This window comes from Enterobacter sp. MG-EB028 (assembly GCF_056673305.1).
Genome location: NZ_CP195079.1, coordinates 4,762,115 through 4,780,007, shown reverse-complemented (window position 1 = coordinate 4,780,007; position 17,893 = coordinate 4,762,115). Strand labels below are relative to the sequence as shown.

The following is a 17,893-nucleotide window of genomic DNA, read 5'->3' as shown; positions in this document are numbered from 1 at the left end:
CGTCGAAAGAGCGCCCCCGGGGCGCTTTTTTAGTTTATGCCCGCCACGCGCAACAGCGCCGTCACCACTGCCGCCGCCACGATCACCACAATTAACGGCATTTTGCGCCAGGCGAGAAACACCGCAAACGCCACGCCCAGCACGCGCGCCATCCCGGCGAAATGTTCTCCTTCGTAAAACGTGGTCGCCAGCGCGACGGAAAACAGCAATACCGTTGCCGCGTCCGAAAGCAGCGCCTGAGACCGTTCAGAAAGCGCCAGCCGGTTGCCCAGCTTTGCCCCGCCAAGCCGCATTAAATACGTGCCCGCAGACAAAATGGCGATGCCAAGAATAAAAAACGTCATGTTTCCCATTATTTTTTCCTCGCAGCGAGACCGAGTAACGAGAGCAGAACCGGTAAGCCCACCGGGGCAAACGGCACGGCAGCCAGTGATAATGCGGCACCGCTGCAGGCGCGGATCAGCGTGGTACGGTTTTTAAACGCGGGTACCACTAACGCCAGTAAAATCGCCGGAAATACAGCATCCAGCCCGATGGTTTCCGGGGCCGGCAGCAGTTTGCCGACCATGGCACCCAGCAGGGCGCCCACCGGCCAGATAATCGCCACGCCTAAGCCGCATAGCCAGTAGGCTGCTTTACGCTGCTCGGGCGTTTTTTGCGACAGGCCAAACACCACGCTTTCATCGTTCATGATGTGACAGCCGAGATAGCTCAAACCCCGTTTACCCACCAGTTCACGCACCGTCACGCCAAACGGCACGTGGCGCGCGTTAACCAGCAAACCGGCGGCCGCTGCCGCCAGCGGATTGCCGCCGCTTGCCACAATGCCGATAAACATAAACTCCGATGCGCCCGCCAGCACAGTGAGGGAGAGGACAAACGGCACCCAGAGCGGGAAACCGTAGGCCATCGCCAGCGAGCCGTAGGACATCCCAACGACCCCAACCGCGAGGCAAACCAGGATGATTGCTTTTATCGTGTCGCCTTTCAGGCAAGAGAGAGGATTCTTCATACCATTTTAGCCATATCGAACGTATTTCCATTATAATGAACGCATCAAAACCGTTTTACAAGACGAACGATTCGTTCGTTATAGATAAGCAGAGGCCGTTTTTATGACGCAGCCAATCAGCGTGATCGCCAAAAGCCTGGTGCGAGAACGCCTGCGAACCGGGCTTTCGCTGGCGGAAATTGCCCGCCGTGCCGGGATCGCTAAATCCACGCTTTCCCAGCTGGAATCCGGCAACGGTAACCCGAGCCTGGAAACGCTGTGGTCACTGTGCGTGGCGCTGGATATTCCTTTTGCCCGCTTGCTGGAGCCGCAGCAGCCGACCACGCAGGTGATCCGCCGTGGTGAAGGCACGAAAGTGGTGGCCGGGCAGGCAAATTATGAAGCCATTTTGCTCGCCGCATGTCCACCTGGCGCGCGTCGGGATGTCTATCTTCTGATGACCCAGCCGGGTGCCGATCGTATTTCTCAGCCACATCCGCCTGGCTCAGTAGAGCATATTATTGTGATGCAGGGGCGGGCCCTGGTCGGCCTGATCGACGCGGCGGAAGAACTCGCCGCCGGGGATTACATTTGTTACCCCGCTGACCAGCCGCATATCTTTAAGGCGCTGGAGCCGGATACGCACGCGCTGCTGGTGGCGGAACAGAACTAACAGAGATACGGAAACTCATGTCGCTTAAAGCCATTGCCAAAGAACTGGGGCTGTCTGTCACCACCGTCAGCCGCGCCCTCAACGGATATGACGACGTCTCCGCCGAGACGCGCGCCCGCGTGGAAGCGGAGGCCCAGCGCCGTGGCTACCGGCCCAATACCTTCGCCCGCCGCCTGAAGATGGGCAAAATTGACGCCGTCGGGCTGGTGTTTCCGGTCCATCCCGTTCCGCTCAATAACAGCGTATTTATGGACATGGTCGGCGAAATTAGCCACGAACTGGCGCGACATGAGATCGACTTACTGCTCATCGCCGACGACGATCTGGCGGATAAGCACAGCTACATGCGCATGGTACAAAGCCGGCGCGTCGACGCGCTGATCGTGGCGCATACGCTGGATCACGATCCGCGTCTTGAGCAGCTGCAGGCCGCCGGTTTTCCTTTCCTGGCGCTTGGGCGCAGCCACCTCCCGCAGCCGTACGCGTGGTTTGATTTTGACAATCACGCCGGTACGTACAGGGCCACCCGCTGGCTGATCGAAAAAGGACATCAGCGTATTGCCTTGCTGGGGGAGAGTAATAATCAGGCGTTCATTACCCAACGCCGTCAGGGCTATCTGGATGCACTGCGTGAGGCCGGGTTTTCCAGCGAGTGGCTGCGCGCCATGCCGCCTTCGCGCCGCGTCGGGTATGCCACCACAAAAGAGCTTCTCGCCCTGCCGCAGCCGCCCACGGCCATCATTACCGACTGCAACACCCACGGCGACGGCGCAGCAATGGCGCTGGCGCAGCTGGGGCGCTTATCTGGCGACAACGCCGTCTCGCTGGTGGTCTATGACGGCCTGCCGCAGGATAGCATCGTCGATATCGACGTGGCGGCGGTGATCCAGTCCACCCGTCAGGGCGTCGGCAAACAGATAGCCGATATGGTGCGTCAGCTGATTAACGGCGGCGATATCGAGCAGCTTCAGGTGCTCTGGCAGCCGGAATTCTCCCCGGGCCAGACGGCCTAAACTGCGCGAAATTCCAAACCCGATCACAGATCCGAAACGTTTTGGTTTGTATCCGAAACGTTTCGGATCAACACTCAAGGCATCCCGATGACAGGAGATGTCTTATGCAAGATGCCATATTTCGACTTGAAAGCAGCACGGTAGACGTGGTGATAAAAACGCGCCCGTTTGCCGAAATTCTTTACTGGGGGCCTCACCTTCACCACTTTTCACCGCAGGATGCTGCGACGCTCGTACGCCCCGTTGCCAACGGCAGGCTGGACGTGGACTCCCCGGTTACGCTGATGGCCGAGCTGGGGCACGGTCTGTTTGGCTCACCCGGCATTGAGGGGCACCGGCAGGGGCTGGACGGTTCCCCGGTATTCAGCACCACCGACGTACAGCAGCAGGCGCAAACCCTGACGGTAACGGCGGAAGATGAACATGCGGGCCTGCGCCTGACCAGCGAACTGGCGCTGGATGCCAGCGGCGTGCTGGTAGTGCGCCACGGCTTAACCAACCTGAAATCGCAGGCGTGGCAGGTGGAGCGCTTCGCCGTTACGCTACCGGTGGCCGAGCGCGCCCGGGAGGTGATGGCCTTCCACGGACGCTGGATCAGAGAATTTCAGCCGCACCGCGTAAAGCTCGATCACGACAGCTTTGTGATTGAAAACCGCCGGGGTAAAACCTCCCACGAACACTTCCCGGCGCTGATTGCCGGTACGCCGTCGTTCAGCGAAATGCAGGGTGACGTCTGGGGCGCGCATCTGGGCTGGAGCGGCAACCACCGCCTGCGCGCGGAAGCGAAAACCGACGGTCGCCGCTATCTGCAGGCCGAAGCGCTCTACCTGCCGGGTGAAATGGCGATTGATGAAGGCGAAACGCTCTGGACGCCGCGCCTGTATGCCAGCTACTCCCCGCGTGGCCTGAACGGTATGAGCCAGCAGTTCCACCGCTACCTGCGTGACAACATTATCCGCTTCCCGGAAAACAAACCGCGCCCGGTGCACCTCAATACCTGGGAGGGGATCTACTTCAACCACGACCCGGACTACATCATGCGCATGGCGGACGAGGCCGCCGCGCTGGGCGTGGAGCGCTTTATCATCGATGACGGCTGGTTCAAGGGCCGCAACGACGACCACGCGGCGCTGGGTGACTGGTATCTGGACGAGAAGAAATACCCGAACGGCCTGACGCCGGTGATCGACCACGTCAAACGGCTCGGCATGGAGTTTGGCATCTGGGTTGAGCCGGAGATGATCAACCCGGATTCCGATCTGTACCGCGCGCACCCTGACTGGGTACTGGCGCTGCCGGGCTATCCCCAGGTGACCGGACGACACCAGCTGGTGCTCAATCTCAACATCCCGGAGGCCTTTGATTACCTGGTGGAACGCATGAGCTGGCTGCTGGGCGAACATGCGGTCGACTACGTTAAGTGGGACATGAACCGCGAGCTGGTGCAGCCGGGCCACAGTGGCAAAGCTGCCGCCGATGCCCAGACCCGCCAGTTTTACCGCCTGCTGGACGTGCTGGGCGAGCGCTTTCCGCACATTGAGTTTGAATCCTGCTCCTCCGGCGGCGGGCGTATTGATTACGAGGTACTGACCCGCAGCCACCGTTTCTGGGCGTCTGATAACAACGACGCGCTGGAGCGCAACACCATCCAGCGCGGCATGAGCTACTTCTTTCCGCCGGAAGTGATGGGTGCGCATATCGGTCATCATAAATGCCACGCCACCTTCCGCCAGCACAGCATCGCTTTCCGCGGGCTGACGGCGCTGTTTGGCCATATGGGGCTGGAGCTGGATCCGCTCACCGTGGACGTGCAGGAGCGCGAAGGCTATCGCTATTACGCCGCACTACACAAGCAGTGGCGAGAGGTGATCCATCATGGTACCCAGTGGCGCATCGATATGCCGGACGCCACCACGCTGGCGCAGGGTATAGTGAGCGAAGACAAGACCCAAGGGCTGTTTATGGTCAGCCAGCTGGCGATGCCGGATTACACCCTGATGATGCCGCTGCGCATGCCGGGGCTGGACGCCCAAGCCCGGTACCGCATCACGCTGCTCGATCACCCGAATATTCAGATTACAGGTGAGGGTGGGCACACCATGCGCAGGCTGCCGGCGTGGATGGCCGCGCCGCAAACGGTGAGCGGTGAATGGCTGATGCAGGCGGGCATTGCGCTGCCGATTCTGGATCCGGAAACCGCCATTCTGATTGGCGTGGAATGCGTGTAAGGGTGACGGGCCGGGCAGCCGGCCCTCCGTTGAGGATAAAAATAATGAACGCAACAACCTGTACCCACAAAGACAACCCTAACTTCTGGATCTTCGGGCTGTTCTTCTTTCTCTACTTCTTCATCATGGCCACCTGCTTTCCGTTCCTGCCGATTTGGCTGTCGGACATCATCGGCCTGAACAAAACCCATACCGGGATTGTTTTCTCCTGTATCTCGCTGTCCGCCATCGCGTTCCAGCCGGTGCTGGGGGTGATTTCAGACAAGCTGGGGCTGAAAAAACACCTGCTGTGGATCATCTCGGTGCTGCTGTTTCTGTTCGCACCGTTCTTCCTGTACGTCTTCGCGCCGCTGCTGAAAGCCAATATCTGGCTGGGCGCGCTGAGCGGCGGGCTGTATATCGGCTTTGTTTTCTCGGCAGGATCGGGGGCGATTGAGGCCTACATCGAACGCGTGAGCCGCAACAGCTTCTTTGAATACGGCAAGGCGCGCATGTTTGGCTGTCTCGGCTGGGGGCTGTGCGCCTCAACGGGCGGCATCCTGTTCGGCATTGACCCGTCGTACGTCTTCTGGATGGGATCGGCGGCGGCGCTGCTACTGATGCTGCTGCTGGTGGTCGCGAAGCCAAAGCCCAACCAGACGGCGCAGGTAATGAATGCGCTGGGCGCCAACCAGCCGCAGATCACCGCCAGAACCGTCTTTAACCTGTTCCGCCAGCGCAGAATGTGGATGTTCATTCTGTACGTGATCGGCGTGGCCTGTGTGTACGACGTCTTCGACCAGCAGTTTGCCACCTTCTTCAAAACCTTCTTCGCCACGCCGCAGGAGGGAACCCGCGCCTTTGGTTTTGCTACCACTGCCGGAGAAATCTGTAACGCTATCATCATGTTCTGCTCGCCGTGGATCATTAACCGCATCGGCGCGAAAAATACGCTGCTGATCGCCGGGGTGATTATGGCGACGCGCATTATCGGCTCGTCGTTCGCCACCACCGCCGTGGAGGTGATTGCCCTGAAGATGCTGCACGCGCTGGAGGTGCCGTTCCTGCTGGTGGGCGCGTTCAAGTACATCACCGGGGTGTTTGATACTCGCCTGTCGGCCACTATCTACCTGATTGGCTTCCAGTTTGCCAAACAGTCGGCGGCAATTTTCCTCTCCGCCTTTGCCGGGAATATGTATGACCGGATCGGCTTCCAGGAGACGTATCTGATGCTGGGCTGCTTCGTGCTGGCGATTACGGTGGTGTCGGCGTTTACGCTGAGCAGCAGGCGGGAGATTGCGGCGCGTAGCCATACGATTGAAGCTAGCTAGGTAAAGCGCTGCCGCTGACGCGGCAGCGAGTCTGCATCGTCAGGACGGTGTGATTATTTAATAACCGTTATTTCAGGCACAATTCCTAAAGTGTATTATGCTTGATTATATATTTTTTCTATTGATTTAAAGTAATACAATCACAGTATTTATCATAAGTCTTTATTTTAATAAAAATTAAAATACATTTAAGGAAACCTAATCATTTAGATAATGTTTCGCTATTTTTATCATGCTTTTCCCATTTGCTTGATTTTAAAATTATAATCCTCTCCAGTTTGCTGAAGATGTATAAAAACCAATCAATTCATTTGCTAAATTCATTCATTGTGTGAATGTGTGTTTTGATTTTTTTAAACCCCGCCAGACACGCATGTCATCTGTTGTATTTTGTAATAACTTTACATCTTATTTTACAGGATGTATTTTTGCCTTAGCTCATCAATTAAAAAAACATATCCCTTATATTTCGGTAAGCGGGTATTTCATGGAGAAACAATGATGAAAACTAAATTAATTGCGGCTTTTATTTTAACCGTCGGTATGAGTGGCGTTGCGTCTGCTAATAATACCGTTCGTTTTATTGGTGAAGTGAGCGATCAGACGTGTACGATCAAAATTAATGGCGCAGATTCCTATCCTGTGGTGCTGTTGCCAACCGTCAATAAAGGTTCGCTGTCCGCCGCTGGCTCCAGCGCCGGAGATACACCCTTTACTGTGACCCTCAGCGGTTGTGATGTCAGCGCAACGTCAGTGCAGAAAGACGCGGCGGCTCGCTTCGTCAGTGGCAATATTGACGGGACTAACCTGTCGAATATCGCGGCCTCCAGTCCGGCGACGAATGTTGCGATTCAGCTTCTGGAAGGCACCACCGCGCTGGACTTCACCAGCGGCGAAGCGAAAACTTCGAAGCAGTCTGTCGGGGGAGATGCGGGTTCGGATACGGTCACTTTCGATATGATTGCGCGTTATTATTCCGCAGCCGGTAATGCGACATCAGGGGCAGTAGAATCCAGCGCACAGTTTGCGGTGACCTATTTGTAAATAGCATTAAAGCGCCGTCCCGTGCGGCGCTTATTTTCATTTAATTCATGGTTAATAATATGACGTACATCAGCAGGACGCTTGTGTGGGTTGTCATTTACTTATTTTTCGCGGTTGCTCCTTCAACAGCCAGTGTCATATTAAAGGGAAACAGAATTATTTATTCCGCTGCTGCGAAAGAAAAGGTTGTGGAATTTATGAATAATGGCGATACGCCCATGCTGGTCCAGGTCTGGATGGATACTAATAATCCCCAATCAACGCCAGAGACCGCCGATGCGCCGTTTATTGCCACGCCGCAAATTTTCCGCATGAATACCAATGCGGGACAGGCGCTGCGCCTTAAGTATACAGGCCAGCCGCTTCCTGACGATCGCGAGTCTCTGTTCTGGTTTAACTACCTGCAATTTCCCGCCGTCAAAGCGGCGGATACAGAACGTAACCGCCTGTCGCTGGTGGTGAAAAGCCGACTGAAAATTTTTTATCGCCCGGCAGGATTGAAAGGGGAGGCCAACCAGGCGCCTTCAGCGTTAAAGCTGATCCGACAAGGCCGTTCCCTGAGCCTGACAAACCCGACGCCCTGGCACATTAACGTACGTAACGCTGTGCTGAAGCAGGGAGAAAAAACGATCGGCATCGGGAAGCCGGTCACGCTTCCGCCCTTTGGTTCGACCCAATGGCCGCTGCCTGAGACGCAGGCGACATCCATGACGCTTTATGCCATTAACGACTACGGTACGGCCGTGGGTCATACCTTTACGCTGCCCCGTTGACGTGATGAGGTTTCTAACCGGGAGAGTGTTATGTTTCGATGTTCCCACCTCGCACCGTTGGTGGCGGTGGCGTTTCTCCGCACTGCCGACGCCTTCGCCAGTGAGGATTACTATTTTGACGCTGCGCTACTGCGCGATACTGGATTAAGTAATAGCGACATACGTCAGCTTAATCAGGACACGCTGGTTAAACCCGGCGCTTATTTGCTGGATCTCTATGTTAACGGTGTAGCTGTTGCGCGGGATGAAATCCTCTTTAGTGACGACGGGAACCGCGTCTCGCCCTGTTTTACCGGGCAGACGCTGAAGAAAACGGGGCTAAAAGCGCTGCCAAAAACAGCGGGAGCATCGTCTTGCTATCGCCCGGACGACGCTGTATTTGATGGGGTAGCGGTGAACCTCGCGATGCCGCAAATGCGCATTGATTTATCTGTGCCGCGGGCGTTGTTGAATATGCCTCCGCGCGGTAGCGTACCGGAGGAGAGTCTGGAGGCAGGTGAATCCATGCTGTTTCTGAACTATATGGCTAACCAATACCATGTAAGTCAGAAGCAGGCGGGCAACGGCGACTCGGACTCCTCTTTTCTTAACCTTAACGGCGGCATTAACCTTGGGCTGTGGCGCTACCGCGAACAGTCTTCCCTGAACTATGACACCGATGCAGGCAGCCGCTGGACAACCTCCCGTCGTTATCTTCAGCGTGCGCTTCTCCCTTTGAAGAGCGAAATCATGCTGGGTGAAGGTTATACCGATGGCCGCTTTTTCTCAGGCATGGGCTTCAGCGGCGTCCAGCTCACCTCTGATAACCGCATGCGCCCTGACTCGCAGCGCGGCTATGCGCCGGTGGTGCGCGGTATTGCCCGCACTAACGCTAAGGTAACCATCCAGCAGGGCAATACCACGCTTTATGAAACGACCGTTGCGCCAGGGGCGTTTGTTATTGATGACCTTTATCCAACCCACTATGCAGGCGATCTCAACGTTACCGTGCGCGAAGCGGACGGCAGCGAGAGTACATTTACGGTTCCGTTCTCGGCGCTGGCAGAATCATTGCGCGCCGGGCTTTTTGACTATGCCGCCACGGTGGGCCGTGCGCGGGATGTGGGAGATGATGATCTGTTCAGCGAGCTGGTCTGGCGGCAAGGCATCAGCAATGCGCTGACCTTAAACCTGGGCAATCAGCTGGCGGACGGGTATCAATCATTTATGCTGGGTGGCGTCTACAGTTCGTCGCTGGGTGCCTGGGGTATGGACGGAACGTTCTCCCGCGCTCGCCTGCTTGACGACGATTACCAGACCGGATGGATGTTCCGAATGAACTACAGCAAATATTTCTCGCAGACTTCCACGTCGGTTGCGCTGGCGGGCTACCGCTACTCCACCCGCGGATTTGCCGAGCTGTACGATGTGTTCGGTGCACGGGCGGCACGCCAGAGCAGCGAGGAGTGGCAGTCATCCACATATCAGCAGCGTACGCGGCTGGAATTGTCGGCTAACCAGTCCCTCAACGCGCTGGGGAATCTGGCCATATCGCTTTCGTCACAGGATTATCGTGATGGCAAAAGCCGCGATAAGCAGATGCAGGCGAGCTGGAACAAGACCTTCGACGGGGGAATTTCGGTGAACTTTACCGCCGCCCGTACGCGACGCGTCTCTCCTGCCAGCGGCAGCCTTTTTGCCGACACCAGCTGGCAGGCTGACACTCAAACCCTCTGGTCACTCTCCTTTTCCATACCTCTGGGCCATAACCGCTATTCACCAACGCTGTCGCTGATGATGAAAGCGGCGGTTACCAGTCGACCCTGAGTGGAATGTACGGCGAGCGTGATCCGATGAGCTACAGCCTGAACTATGCCGCTGATGAGCACGGCGATCGCGCCGTCTGGGGGGCAAACGTACGCAAAAACTTCCCGTGGGCCAACGGCGGTGCCTCGTGGTCAACCTCCAGCACGTACTGGCAGGCATCGGCCTCCGTTCAGGGGGCGCTGGTGGCGCACCGCGGCGGTATCACGCCCGGTCCTTACCTCGGGGATACGTTTGCGTTGGTTGAGGCGCCAGGTGCCACGGGTGCACAGGTTATGGGCGGTCAGGGAGCAAGGGTGAATGCGTTTGGCTATGCGCTGGCACCGGCGCTGGTGCCTTACCAGTTCAATACGGTTGGGTTAGACCCCCAGGAGATGAGTGACGATGCTGAACTGCAAACGTCCACGCAGCGTGTTGCGCCCTATGCCGGGGCGATGGTACGGCTACGCTTCGCGACGTTGCAGGGGCAGGCGATGCTGATTGCCGCTCAACGTCCGAACGGTAGCGCAATTCCAATGGGCGCGGCGGTGTATGACGAATATGACAACAGCGTGGGGATGGTCGGACAGGCTAACCAAATCTATTTTCGTGCGGCCGATGAAAAAGGGCGACTGCAGGTCAGATGGGGCGACAGCGTACAGGAACGCTGTCAGATCCAGTGGCAACGTCCCACCAATTCGGAGCCGTTATCTGTCTTAAGTCTGCCCTGTCGTTAACGTCTGGAGGAATTGATGGAAAAGATTCGTATTTTACTGGCCGCGGGATTGTGTTTGCTGAGCGCCGGGGCCAGTGCGGTCTGTCAAAAAGGCCCCGACTTCGTGAAAACAACAAACGACTCCCTGGGCGTTGGGATTGGTCTTGGCAATATCAACCTCACGTCTGTTGATATTCAGCCGGTGGGCACGGTGCTGGCGAGCACGGTGTTTAATTTCTCAGATAACGCGCTCTATAAAGGCCCCGACAGCGTCTTGTATGTGTGTGATATCTCCGATGCAAACAACATCTATGAAGTTATCGCAACCAATGGTGACGATCGCAGCGGGGGATACTGGGATATGGGCATGGCTGACGGTAATCCCAATGTGTACGGCACATGGTTTAACTACGTTGGCCTGCGTTTAACTCACGTCAATTCCGGGACGGTGTTTACCCGCAACTATCAGCGGATCCCAATGACCCGTTATGCCGTATCGGCAGACGGTAAAAAGATAAATATTCGGGTTAAAGATTTTAGCCCGATCCGTGCTGATGCCATTCGCGTCAGCGCCATTACCCCTGCTTCAGGCGCACCGAGCAGCTACTGTGGGACGCCGAAAAGCAGCGGCAGCTATTCCGCCTGTAATCAGCCCAATGGTTATGTCGCATTTTGTTCGCCTGGCAGTGGGAACATTGCTTATTGCGATACCGGCGACTCGGCGTTTATCTATACCGGCTGGTGGTACGATAACTGGATGGCGATGAACATGGGCACGGCGCCTGCTTCCACGCTTACCACCACTGCGACCTGCGTGGCGAAAAACGTTACGCCGGTGGTGGTTTTCCCGACGATCTCACGGGCGGAGCTGGAAAACGGTCAGCAGGCCCGCTCGCCGTTTACCGTGAGCGTGCGGTGTGAAAACACGGCGGTGAGCGGTGTCGCCACCTCGCAAACGGCGCTTGGGCTACAAGTTTCTTATGCCAGCTATCAGGCCGCGCAAACGCTCGGGCTGGTGAACAGCAGCGGCGGAGTGAGCCATCTGCTGTCCGAGAATTACGGGCAGAGCGATATCGCCAGCGGGGTCGGCATTCAGATTGCCAATGCAAGCGACGGCGTACTCCGCCAGTTTCTCGGCTGGGATCGCTGTTCAACGGCCGGCGGATGCGCCACGGGTAACAGCGGCGGCTGGTATCCGGTACGCGCCGGCGCCACTCTGGTATCGAACCGTAATGGCGTGAGTGAATATCTGATTAACTTCAATGCTTTTCTGACGCGCTTACCGGGAAGGCAGGTTACACCTGGCCGGGTGGATGCGCGTGCCTACGTCTGGGTAAAAGTGCAATGATGCGGATTCTCCTCCTGATGTTTTGCCTTTGCCTGTCCGCCTCTTCTTCTGCGGGGCTGGTGGCCGCTGCTACGCGGGTCATTTTCCATGAAGGGGAAACGCAAAAGAGCCTGATGCTGGTGAACGCCAATGCCTGGCCTGTGGTGGTGCAAAGCTGGGTAGATCACGGCGATGTAAACGCCGCGCCGGGCAGCGTAAAAACCCCCTTTGTTGCTATTCCGGCGGTATTTCGCCTGTCTCCACAAGGTGGGCAGGGGCTGCGGCTGGTCTACAATAACATGCCGTTACCTGCTGACAGGGAGTCCGTCTTTTGGCTCAATCTGTATGAAATCCCTCCGGTTACGCAGCAGGAGCAAAGCATGGTGCTAACCATGAACACACAAATGAAAATTTTCTGGCGCCCGCGCGGGTTAGGGAAGCCGGACACGGCGCTAAAACAGCTAACGTTTCGTCTGGAGGGTGGCGCTCTTCTCTGTCATAACGCCTCGCCCTATTTTGTCTCGTTTGCTGAACTCGCGCTGGAATCATCAGGCTCGCTGCTTCGCGCGCGGCAACAGCCCGATATGATGGTTGCCCCGTTTAGCGAGAAACGTTATCCGCTGGAGCCGGGGGCGCACCATCGGGCTGAAACGGTGCAGGCGGACATCATCGACGACAGCGGGAATCGCGAAATACATCGCTATCCCGTGCAGTAAACATTGGTGAAACTATCACGCCAGATAAAACACCTCTTCCAGACTGGCACTAACCGGGCTGTTGTCCGGGTTCGACGGCATTACATCATGCATGTGTTTCCACCAGCGCTGGCAGACGTCGGTATTCGCGACCGCGTTCCAGCGCTCCTCTGATTCAATCTCTACGGTGGCAAACAGCAGGCTACGTTCTCTGTCGAGATAAATGGCATAGTGGTGCGCGCCGTGGTCCTTCAGTGCCGCTTCCAGCTCGGGCCAGATGGGGTTGTGGCGACGCGCGTACTCCTCGTGCGCGTCCGGGTTTACCTGCATGACAAAGGCTTTACGGATCATAATGCCTCCAGATATAGCTCGCGAACCTCGTCGCGGCTGGCTGTGCGCGGGTTGCATGGCGCGCACGGGTCGGCGAGGGCTTTATCCAGCCAGCCTTCGATATCGGCTTCTGTGACGCCAAGCTGGCTGAAGCCGGACGGAATACCGACGCGGGCGCTCAGGTCGCGAATCGCCTGAATCGCTGACAGGCTGGCCGCTTCGTCGCTCATGCCGCGCGTGTCGACGCCCATCGCCTGCGCCACGCGAGCAAACCGTGCCACGGCGTTCGGGCGATTAAAGCTTTCGACGATCGGTAGCAGGATGGCGTTGCACACGCCGTGCGGCAGATTGTGTGTCGCGCCCGGCTGATGCGCCAGGGCATGCACGAGGCCGAGACCAGCGCTGTTAAACGCCATGCCCGCCAGATACTGACCAAATGCCATCTGCTCGCGCGCGTCCAGGTTATGACCGTCGTCGACCGCTTTGGGCAGCCAGAGGCTTATCAGGCGAATCGCTTCCAGCGCGTTGGCATCGGTTAGCGGGTGCGCGCCAACGGACACATAGGCTTCAATGGCGTGCGTTAACGCATCCATCCCCGTTGCGGCGGTGACAGATGCAGGAATATCCAGCATGACGCTGGCATCATTCACGGCGATATCCGGGATGATGTTCGGGTCGATGATCACTTCTTTCACCTGACGTGCGGAGTCAATAATCACCGCGTTGCTGGTCATCTCCGCCGCCGTGCCTGCGGTGGTGTTGATCGCCACCAGCGGCACGCCCGGGTTTTTCACCTTGCCGACGCCGGAATAATCGGTGGACGAACCCGGATTGGCGGTGAGGATTTTAATGGCCTTGGCGGTATCAATCGGGCTGCCGCCACCGAAGGCGATGAGACAATCACATGCGGCTTCCCGGTAGGCCGCGAATCCCTTCTGTACCAGCGCCTCCGTTGGGTTGGGGAAGACCGCGTCAAATAGCTGATATGACATCTGGTGCGCATCCAGCGCGGTAAACAGACTGTCCAGCAGACCCAGCTTCACCAGCTGGCCATCGGTGACAATCAGCGCTTTGCCCCACTCTTTGTTCGCCATCAGCTTGACCATGTCGCCAATAGCGCCCGCGCCGTGCAGGCTGATTTTTGGAAGTGCCAACATAAAGCTCATGATAATTCTCCTTAACTATCGCCCGTACCGTCCGGCCAGCGAGGGTTTATGCGTATATTTCCAGCGCTGACCGAAGCGGGGTCACGCCGAAGCGCTTGCCTAGCGCAATAAGCTCTTCGCGGGTAATGGTTTGCTTCATACCGCCCATGGAATAAACCTTCACCAGCACTTCCGCTGATTTCTCGGCGGTGTCGATCAGACCGAAGGTTTCATCCAGCGTTGGACCGCTGCCAAAGACACCGTGGAACGGCCACAGCACCAGCGAATGTTTTTGCATATCTCTGGCGGTCGCCTGGCCGATCTCGTCGGTACCCGGCACCATCCACGGCAGAATGCCCACGCCGTCCGGGAAGACCACCAGACACTCGGTACTGCCTTCCCATAGCTTGCGGGTGATGAAATCAGCGCTGTTTTCCAGCACGTAGGTCAGGGCGATCAGGTTGGTGGCGTGGCAGTGCATGATCACGCGGTCTTTGCCGTTAGTCGCCTTGATGCGCTCGCAGTGGGAGAGGAAGTGCGCCGGCAGTTCGGAGGTGGGCACCGCCTCGTCGGTCAGGCCCCACAGAATGTGGTAGCCCGCGCCGTCGCTGTCCACTTTCACCACGCCGAGGTTTGCCTGCGGGTCGAGCTGAACGTTGCGGAAGAACTTGCCGGAGCCGGTGACGATAAACGGTGTATTCGCGAGCAGCGGCATCGGCTGACTCAGCGCAATATAGCGCGGCTTCTGATGGAAATCGGCCGCGAACGGTTCGATATCCGCGTCGTCCAGGCGCAGCGTCAGGTTGCCACCGTTGCGCTCGTCCCAGCCCTTCAGCCAGGCGTCGGAGGTGGCTTTGATCATGCCCTGGACGAACCAGGAGTGGGTGATAGTCTGCATAGTCTTTATTTTCCAGTTATCGCGGTGAGAGTTTCCCCTCACCCTAACCCTCTCCCGAAAGGGGCGAGGGGATGGTTTGCTCCCTCTCCCCTTTGGGGAGAGGGCAGGGGTGAGGGGCCAGCTACCCGCGCTGACTCAACACGTCTTTCTCATACGCCCGCACGTTTTCCAGCCACTGGCTGCCTGCCGGCACATCGTTACGCTGGCAGTACATCTCCCAAACGGCCTGCCACGGCAGGGATTTTTGCTCTTCCAGCAGCGCCAGGCGCGCGGTGTAGTCGCCGTTTGCTTCCAGCTGTTTCAGCGCCGCGGTTGGCTCCAGCAGCGCGCGCAGCAGGGCTTTTTTCATATTCCGGGTGCCGATCACCCATGCCGCGATGCGGTTGATGGAGGCATCAAAGAAGTCGAGGCCAATGTGCACGCGGTCGAAGAGGTCATGACGGATGATTTCGCTGGCAATCGCCTGGGTTTCGTCATCCAGCAGCACCACGTGGTCGCTGTCCCAGCGCACCGGACGGCTGACGTGCAGCAGCAGGCGCGGCACGAAGAGCATGGCGGCGGAGATTTTGTCGGAGATCACCTCGGTCGGGTGGAAGTGACCGGCATCCAGACACAGCGCGGTCTGGCGGCTGGTGGCGTAACCCATGTAGAACTCATTCGAGCCGACGGTATAGCTCTCCGCGCCAATGCCGAACAGCTTGCTCTCCACCGCATCGATGTGGTGTGCCGGATCCAGTTTTTCGCTGATGGCCTCATCCAGCGCGGCCAGCAGACGCTGACGCGGGGCCAGGCGGTCGACGGTGATGTCTTTCATGCCGTCCGGGATCCAGATGTTCATCACTGACGGCGTGCCAAGCTGTTCACCAAAATAAGCCGAGACGCGGCGGCTGGCCTTCACGTGGTCGATCCAGAACTGACGGATTTCATCGTTGGCATGGGAGAGGGTAAAGCCGTCCGCGCTGAGCGGGTGCGAGAAGCAGGAGGGGTTGAAGTCCAGGCCCAGCCGGTTGGCTTTTGCCCATTCCACCCAGTTTTTAAAGTGTTCCGGTTTAATCGCGTTACGCGCCACTGGCGCGTCGGACTCCAGATAGATCGCGTGCAGGTTCAGGCGTTTTGGCCCCGGGATCAGGCTCAGTGCCAGCTCCAGGTCTGCACGCAGTTCGGTGGCGTTGCGCGCTTTACCCGGGTAGTTACCCGTCGCCTGGATGCCACCCGTCAGGGAACCGACCGGGTTCTCGAAGCCAGCGACGTCATCGCCCTGCCAGCAGTGCATGGAGACAGGCAGACGGTCGAGCTGGTGCAGCGCTGCTTCGACATCCACGCCAACGGCGGCGAAACGCTGTTTAGCCAGATCCCAGGCTTGTTCAAGTTGAGTGGTCATGCGCAAAGCTCCTTAGTCAGTCGTTTTTGCTGAAACTGCGCCCGGTAGCGGGCAATTTCATGGCAGGGGTTAGGGATGAAAGTAGTCAGGCGGGTATTCGCGGTGACCACCGAACGGAATTCATCGACGTCTGAAAGTTCGTCCAGGGCCATCAGCTGAATACCGATGTTGCCGAGCGTCGAGGCCTCCACCGGACCCGCCACCACGGTGATGCCGCAGGCATCGGCGCAGAGCTGGTTCAGCAACTGGTTCTGGCTGCCGCCGCCCACGATATGCAACTGGCTGAACGGTTTGCCGCGCAGGCTTGCCAGCTCGTTCAGAACATCCGCGTAGAGCAGGGCGAGGCTGTCAAAAATACAGCGCGCCAGCTCGGCAGGACGGGACGGGACCGGTTGTCCGGCCTCGAAACAGGCGGCCTGGATTTCGGCGCTCATATGCACCGGGTTAATAAAGCGGTCGTCATTCGGGTTGATCAGGAACGTACAGGCCTGCAGCTTTTCGGTTTCGGCGATAAGCGCCGGCAGGTCGAAAATATGCTGCTCTTTCAGCATTCGCTGGAGCAGCCAGAGTCCCATGATGTTCTTCAGCACGCGGTAGCGCCCTTCGGCACCGCCTTCATTAGTGATGTTCGCCGTCATTGCGGCGTCGCTGGTGTATGGCGTTTTGCTCTCAAAGCCCATCAGCGACCAGGTGCCGGAAGAGAGGTAGGCCGCGTCTTTGCTGGCCAGCGGGGATGCAATCACCGCGCTGGCGGTATCGTGACTGGCGACGGCGACAACAGGGATGGCGTTCCCCTGCGGGCAGAGCCACTGCCCGATCGCATTACCCGGATGGGTCGGCGTGCCGAACCAGGAAGGTGAGGCACCCGTCCAGGCCAGCAGGTGTTCATCCCAGCTATCGGTGTTGATGTTGACCAGCTGCGTGGTGGTGGCGTTGGTGTATTCCCAGTTCATGTTGCCGGTCAGCCGGTAGCTTAAGTAGTCCGGGACGAGCAGTGCATGCGCCACCTTTTTGGCCAGCTCCGGCTGCTGCTCAACCAGCGCGCGCAGCTGATACAGCGTGTTAAACGGCAGAAACTGAATGCCGCTGCGGCTATAGATGTTGTGTTTGCCAAGCTGGGCTATGGCCTGTGCCATCAGCCCGTCGGTGCGGCTGTCTCGATACGAGACGGGCAGGCCGATGCGTTCGCCGTGGATGTCGAGCAGAACGTAGTCCACGCCCCAGGTATCAATGCCGATGCTGTCGATGCGTATGCCGTCATTGCAGACGTTGTTCAGCCCGGTGCGGATCTCCGCTTCCAGGGCATCAATATCCCAGGTATCAAAACCGTCCTGTTTTTGCAGGCAGTTGGCGAAACGGTGCATTTCGCGAAGCGTGAGTGTGCGCTTGCCGCAGTCCCAGGTGGCGAGCATTACGCGGCCGCTGGATGCGCCTAAATCGACAGCTACACAATGGCGAAAAGTCATGATCAGGTCCCTTCTTAAGTCATTGGTGCTGAGTGTAAAAAAGGGAAGAAAAGGCCACCTTCTCGTCACTGACAGCACGAATCTCGCGCTGGCAAGGAAGCAAAGATGAACGTGAGGGAGTT

The 17,893-nt window shown here is 57.8% G+C and carries 17 protein-coding genes; 10 read left to right on the top strand and 7 right to left on the bottom strand.

What is annotated here, in order from left to right; translation table 11 throughout:
- Positions 1-29 precede the first annotated feature (29 nt).
- A complete protein-coding gene (locus ACR42C_RS22625; RefSeq protein ID WP_116343751.1) occupies positions 30-353 on the bottom strand; it encodes an AzlD domain-containing protein in 324 nt (107 codons plus the stop codon).
- The gene (locus ACR42C_RS22620; RefSeq protein ID WP_116343752.1) at positions 353-1,012 is read right to left on the bottom strand and encodes an AzlC family ABC transporter permease; all 660 of its coding nucleotides are present in this window, start codon (positions 1,010-1,012) and stop codon (positions 353-355) included. The genes ACR42C_RS22625 and ACR42C_RS22620 overlap by 1 nt, the downstream gene beginning before the upstream one ends.
- A gap of 103 nt (positions 1,013-1,115) precedes the next feature.
- Here ACR42C_RS22620 and ACR42C_RS22615 point away from each other — a divergent pair, with 103 nt between their 5' ends.
- The 10 genes from ACR42C_RS22615 to ACR42C_RS22570 all read left to right on the top strand — a co-directional run bounded on the left by ACR42C_RS22615 (position 1,116) and on the right by ACR42C_RS22570 (position 12,572).
- Positions 1,116-1,664, top strand: a complete 549-nt coding sequence (locus tag ACR42C_RS22615; protein WP_116343753.1) for a helix-turn-helix domain-containing protein — start codon at positions 1,116-1,118, stop codon at positions 1,662-1,664.
- Positions 1,665-1,681: 17 nt separating this feature from the next.
- A complete protein-coding gene (locus ACR42C_RS22610; protein ID WP_479984591.1) occupies positions 1,682-2,677 on the top strand; it encodes a LacI family DNA-binding transcriptional regulator in 996 nt (331 codons plus the stop codon).
- A 104-nt stretch (positions 2,678-2,781) separates the two neighbouring features.
- Positions 2,782-4,905: an alpha-galactosidase gene (locus ACR42C_RS22605; protein ID WP_479984590.1), complete on the top strand. Its 2,124-nt coding sequence runs from the start codon at positions 2,782-2,784 to the stop codon at positions 4,903-4,905.
- A 44-nt stretch (positions 4,906-4,949) separates the two neighbouring features.
- Positions 4,950-6,215 carry an oligosaccharide MFS transporter gene (locus ACR42C_RS22600; protein WP_479984589.1) on the top strand — a complete coding sequence of 422 codons (1,266 nt, stop codon included), beginning with the start codon at positions 4,950-4,952 and terminating at the stop codon, positions 6,213-6,215.
- A gap of 498 nt (positions 6,216-6,713) precedes the next feature.
- The gene (locus ACR42C_RS22595; protein ID WP_479984588.1) at positions 6,714-7,259 is read left to right on the top strand and encodes a fimbrial protein; all 546 of its coding nucleotides are present in this window, start codon (positions 6,714-6,716) and stop codon (positions 7,257-7,259) included.
- 47 nt (positions 7,260-7,306) lie between these two features.
- Entirely contained in the window at positions 7,307-8,032 is a 726-nt protein-coding gene (locus ACR42C_RS22590; RefSeq protein WP_479984587.1) for a fimbrial biogenesis chaperone, read from the top strand.
- 30 nt (positions 8,033-8,062) lie between these two features.
- A complete protein-coding gene (locus ACR42C_RS22585) occupies positions 8,063-9,838 on the top strand; it encodes a fimbria/pilus outer membrane usher protein (RefSeq protein ID WP_479984586.1) in 1,776 nt (591 codons plus the stop codon).
- A 5-nt stretch (positions 9,839-9,843) separates the two neighbouring features.
- A complete protein-coding gene (locus ACR42C_RS22580) occupies positions 9,844-10,551 on the top strand; it encodes a fimbria/pilus outer membrane usher protein (RefSeq protein WP_479984585.1) in 708 nt (235 codons plus the stop codon).
- A gap of 15 nt (positions 10,552-10,566) precedes the next feature.
- The gene (locus ACR42C_RS22575; protein WP_316380703.1) at positions 10,567-11,877 is read left to right on the top strand and encodes a fimbrial protein; all 1,311 of its coding nucleotides are present in this window, start codon (positions 10,567-10,569) and stop codon (positions 11,875-11,877) included.
- Positions 11,874-12,572, top strand: a complete 699-nt coding sequence (locus ACR42C_RS22570) for a fimbrial biogenesis chaperone (RefSeq protein ID WP_320720969.1) — start codon at positions 11,874-11,876, stop codon at positions 12,570-12,572. The genes ACR42C_RS22575 and ACR42C_RS22570 overlap by 4 nt, the downstream gene beginning before the upstream one ends.
- A 15-nt stretch (positions 12,573-12,587) precedes the next feature.
- Here ACR42C_RS22570 and rhaM read toward each other — a convergent pair whose 3' ends face one another.
- The 5 genes from rhaM to rhaB all read right to left on the bottom strand — a co-directional run bounded on the left by rhaM (position 12,588) and on the right by rhaB (position 17,771).
- Positions 12,588-12,902 (bottom strand): L-rhamnose mutarotase, encoded by a 315-nt coding sequence (gene rhaM / locus ACR42C_RS22565; RefSeq protein ID WP_316380705.1) that lies wholly within the window; start codon positions 12,900-12,902, stop codon positions 12,588-12,590.
- Positions 12,899-14,047: a lactaldehyde reductase gene (gene fucO, locus ACR42C_RS22560; RefSeq protein WP_479984584.1), complete on the bottom strand. Its 1,149-nt coding sequence runs from the start codon at positions 14,045-14,047 to the stop codon at positions 12,899-12,901. Before fucO ends, rhaM begins: the two co-directional genes overlap by 4 nt.
- A gap of 46 nt (positions 14,048-14,093) precedes the next feature.
- Complete coding sequence (gene rhaD / locus ACR42C_RS22555) at positions 14,094-14,924, bottom strand: rhamnulose-1-phosphate aldolase (protein ID WP_163331005.1); 831 nt, start codon at positions 14,922-14,924, stop codon at positions 14,094-14,096.
- Positions 14,925-15,045: 121 nt separating this feature from the next.
- Entirely contained in the window at positions 15,046-16,305 is a 1,260-nt protein-coding gene (gene rhaA, locus ACR42C_RS22550) for an L-rhamnose isomerase (protein WP_316380708.1), read from the bottom strand.
- Positions 16,302-17,771: a rhamnulokinase gene (rhaB, locus tag ACR42C_RS22545; protein ID WP_479984583.1), complete on the bottom strand. Its 1,470-nt coding sequence runs from the start codon at positions 17,769-17,771 to the stop codon at positions 16,302-16,304. The genes rhaA and rhaB overlap by 4 nt, the downstream gene beginning before the upstream one ends.
- Positions 17,772-17,893 lie beyond the last annotated feature (122 nt).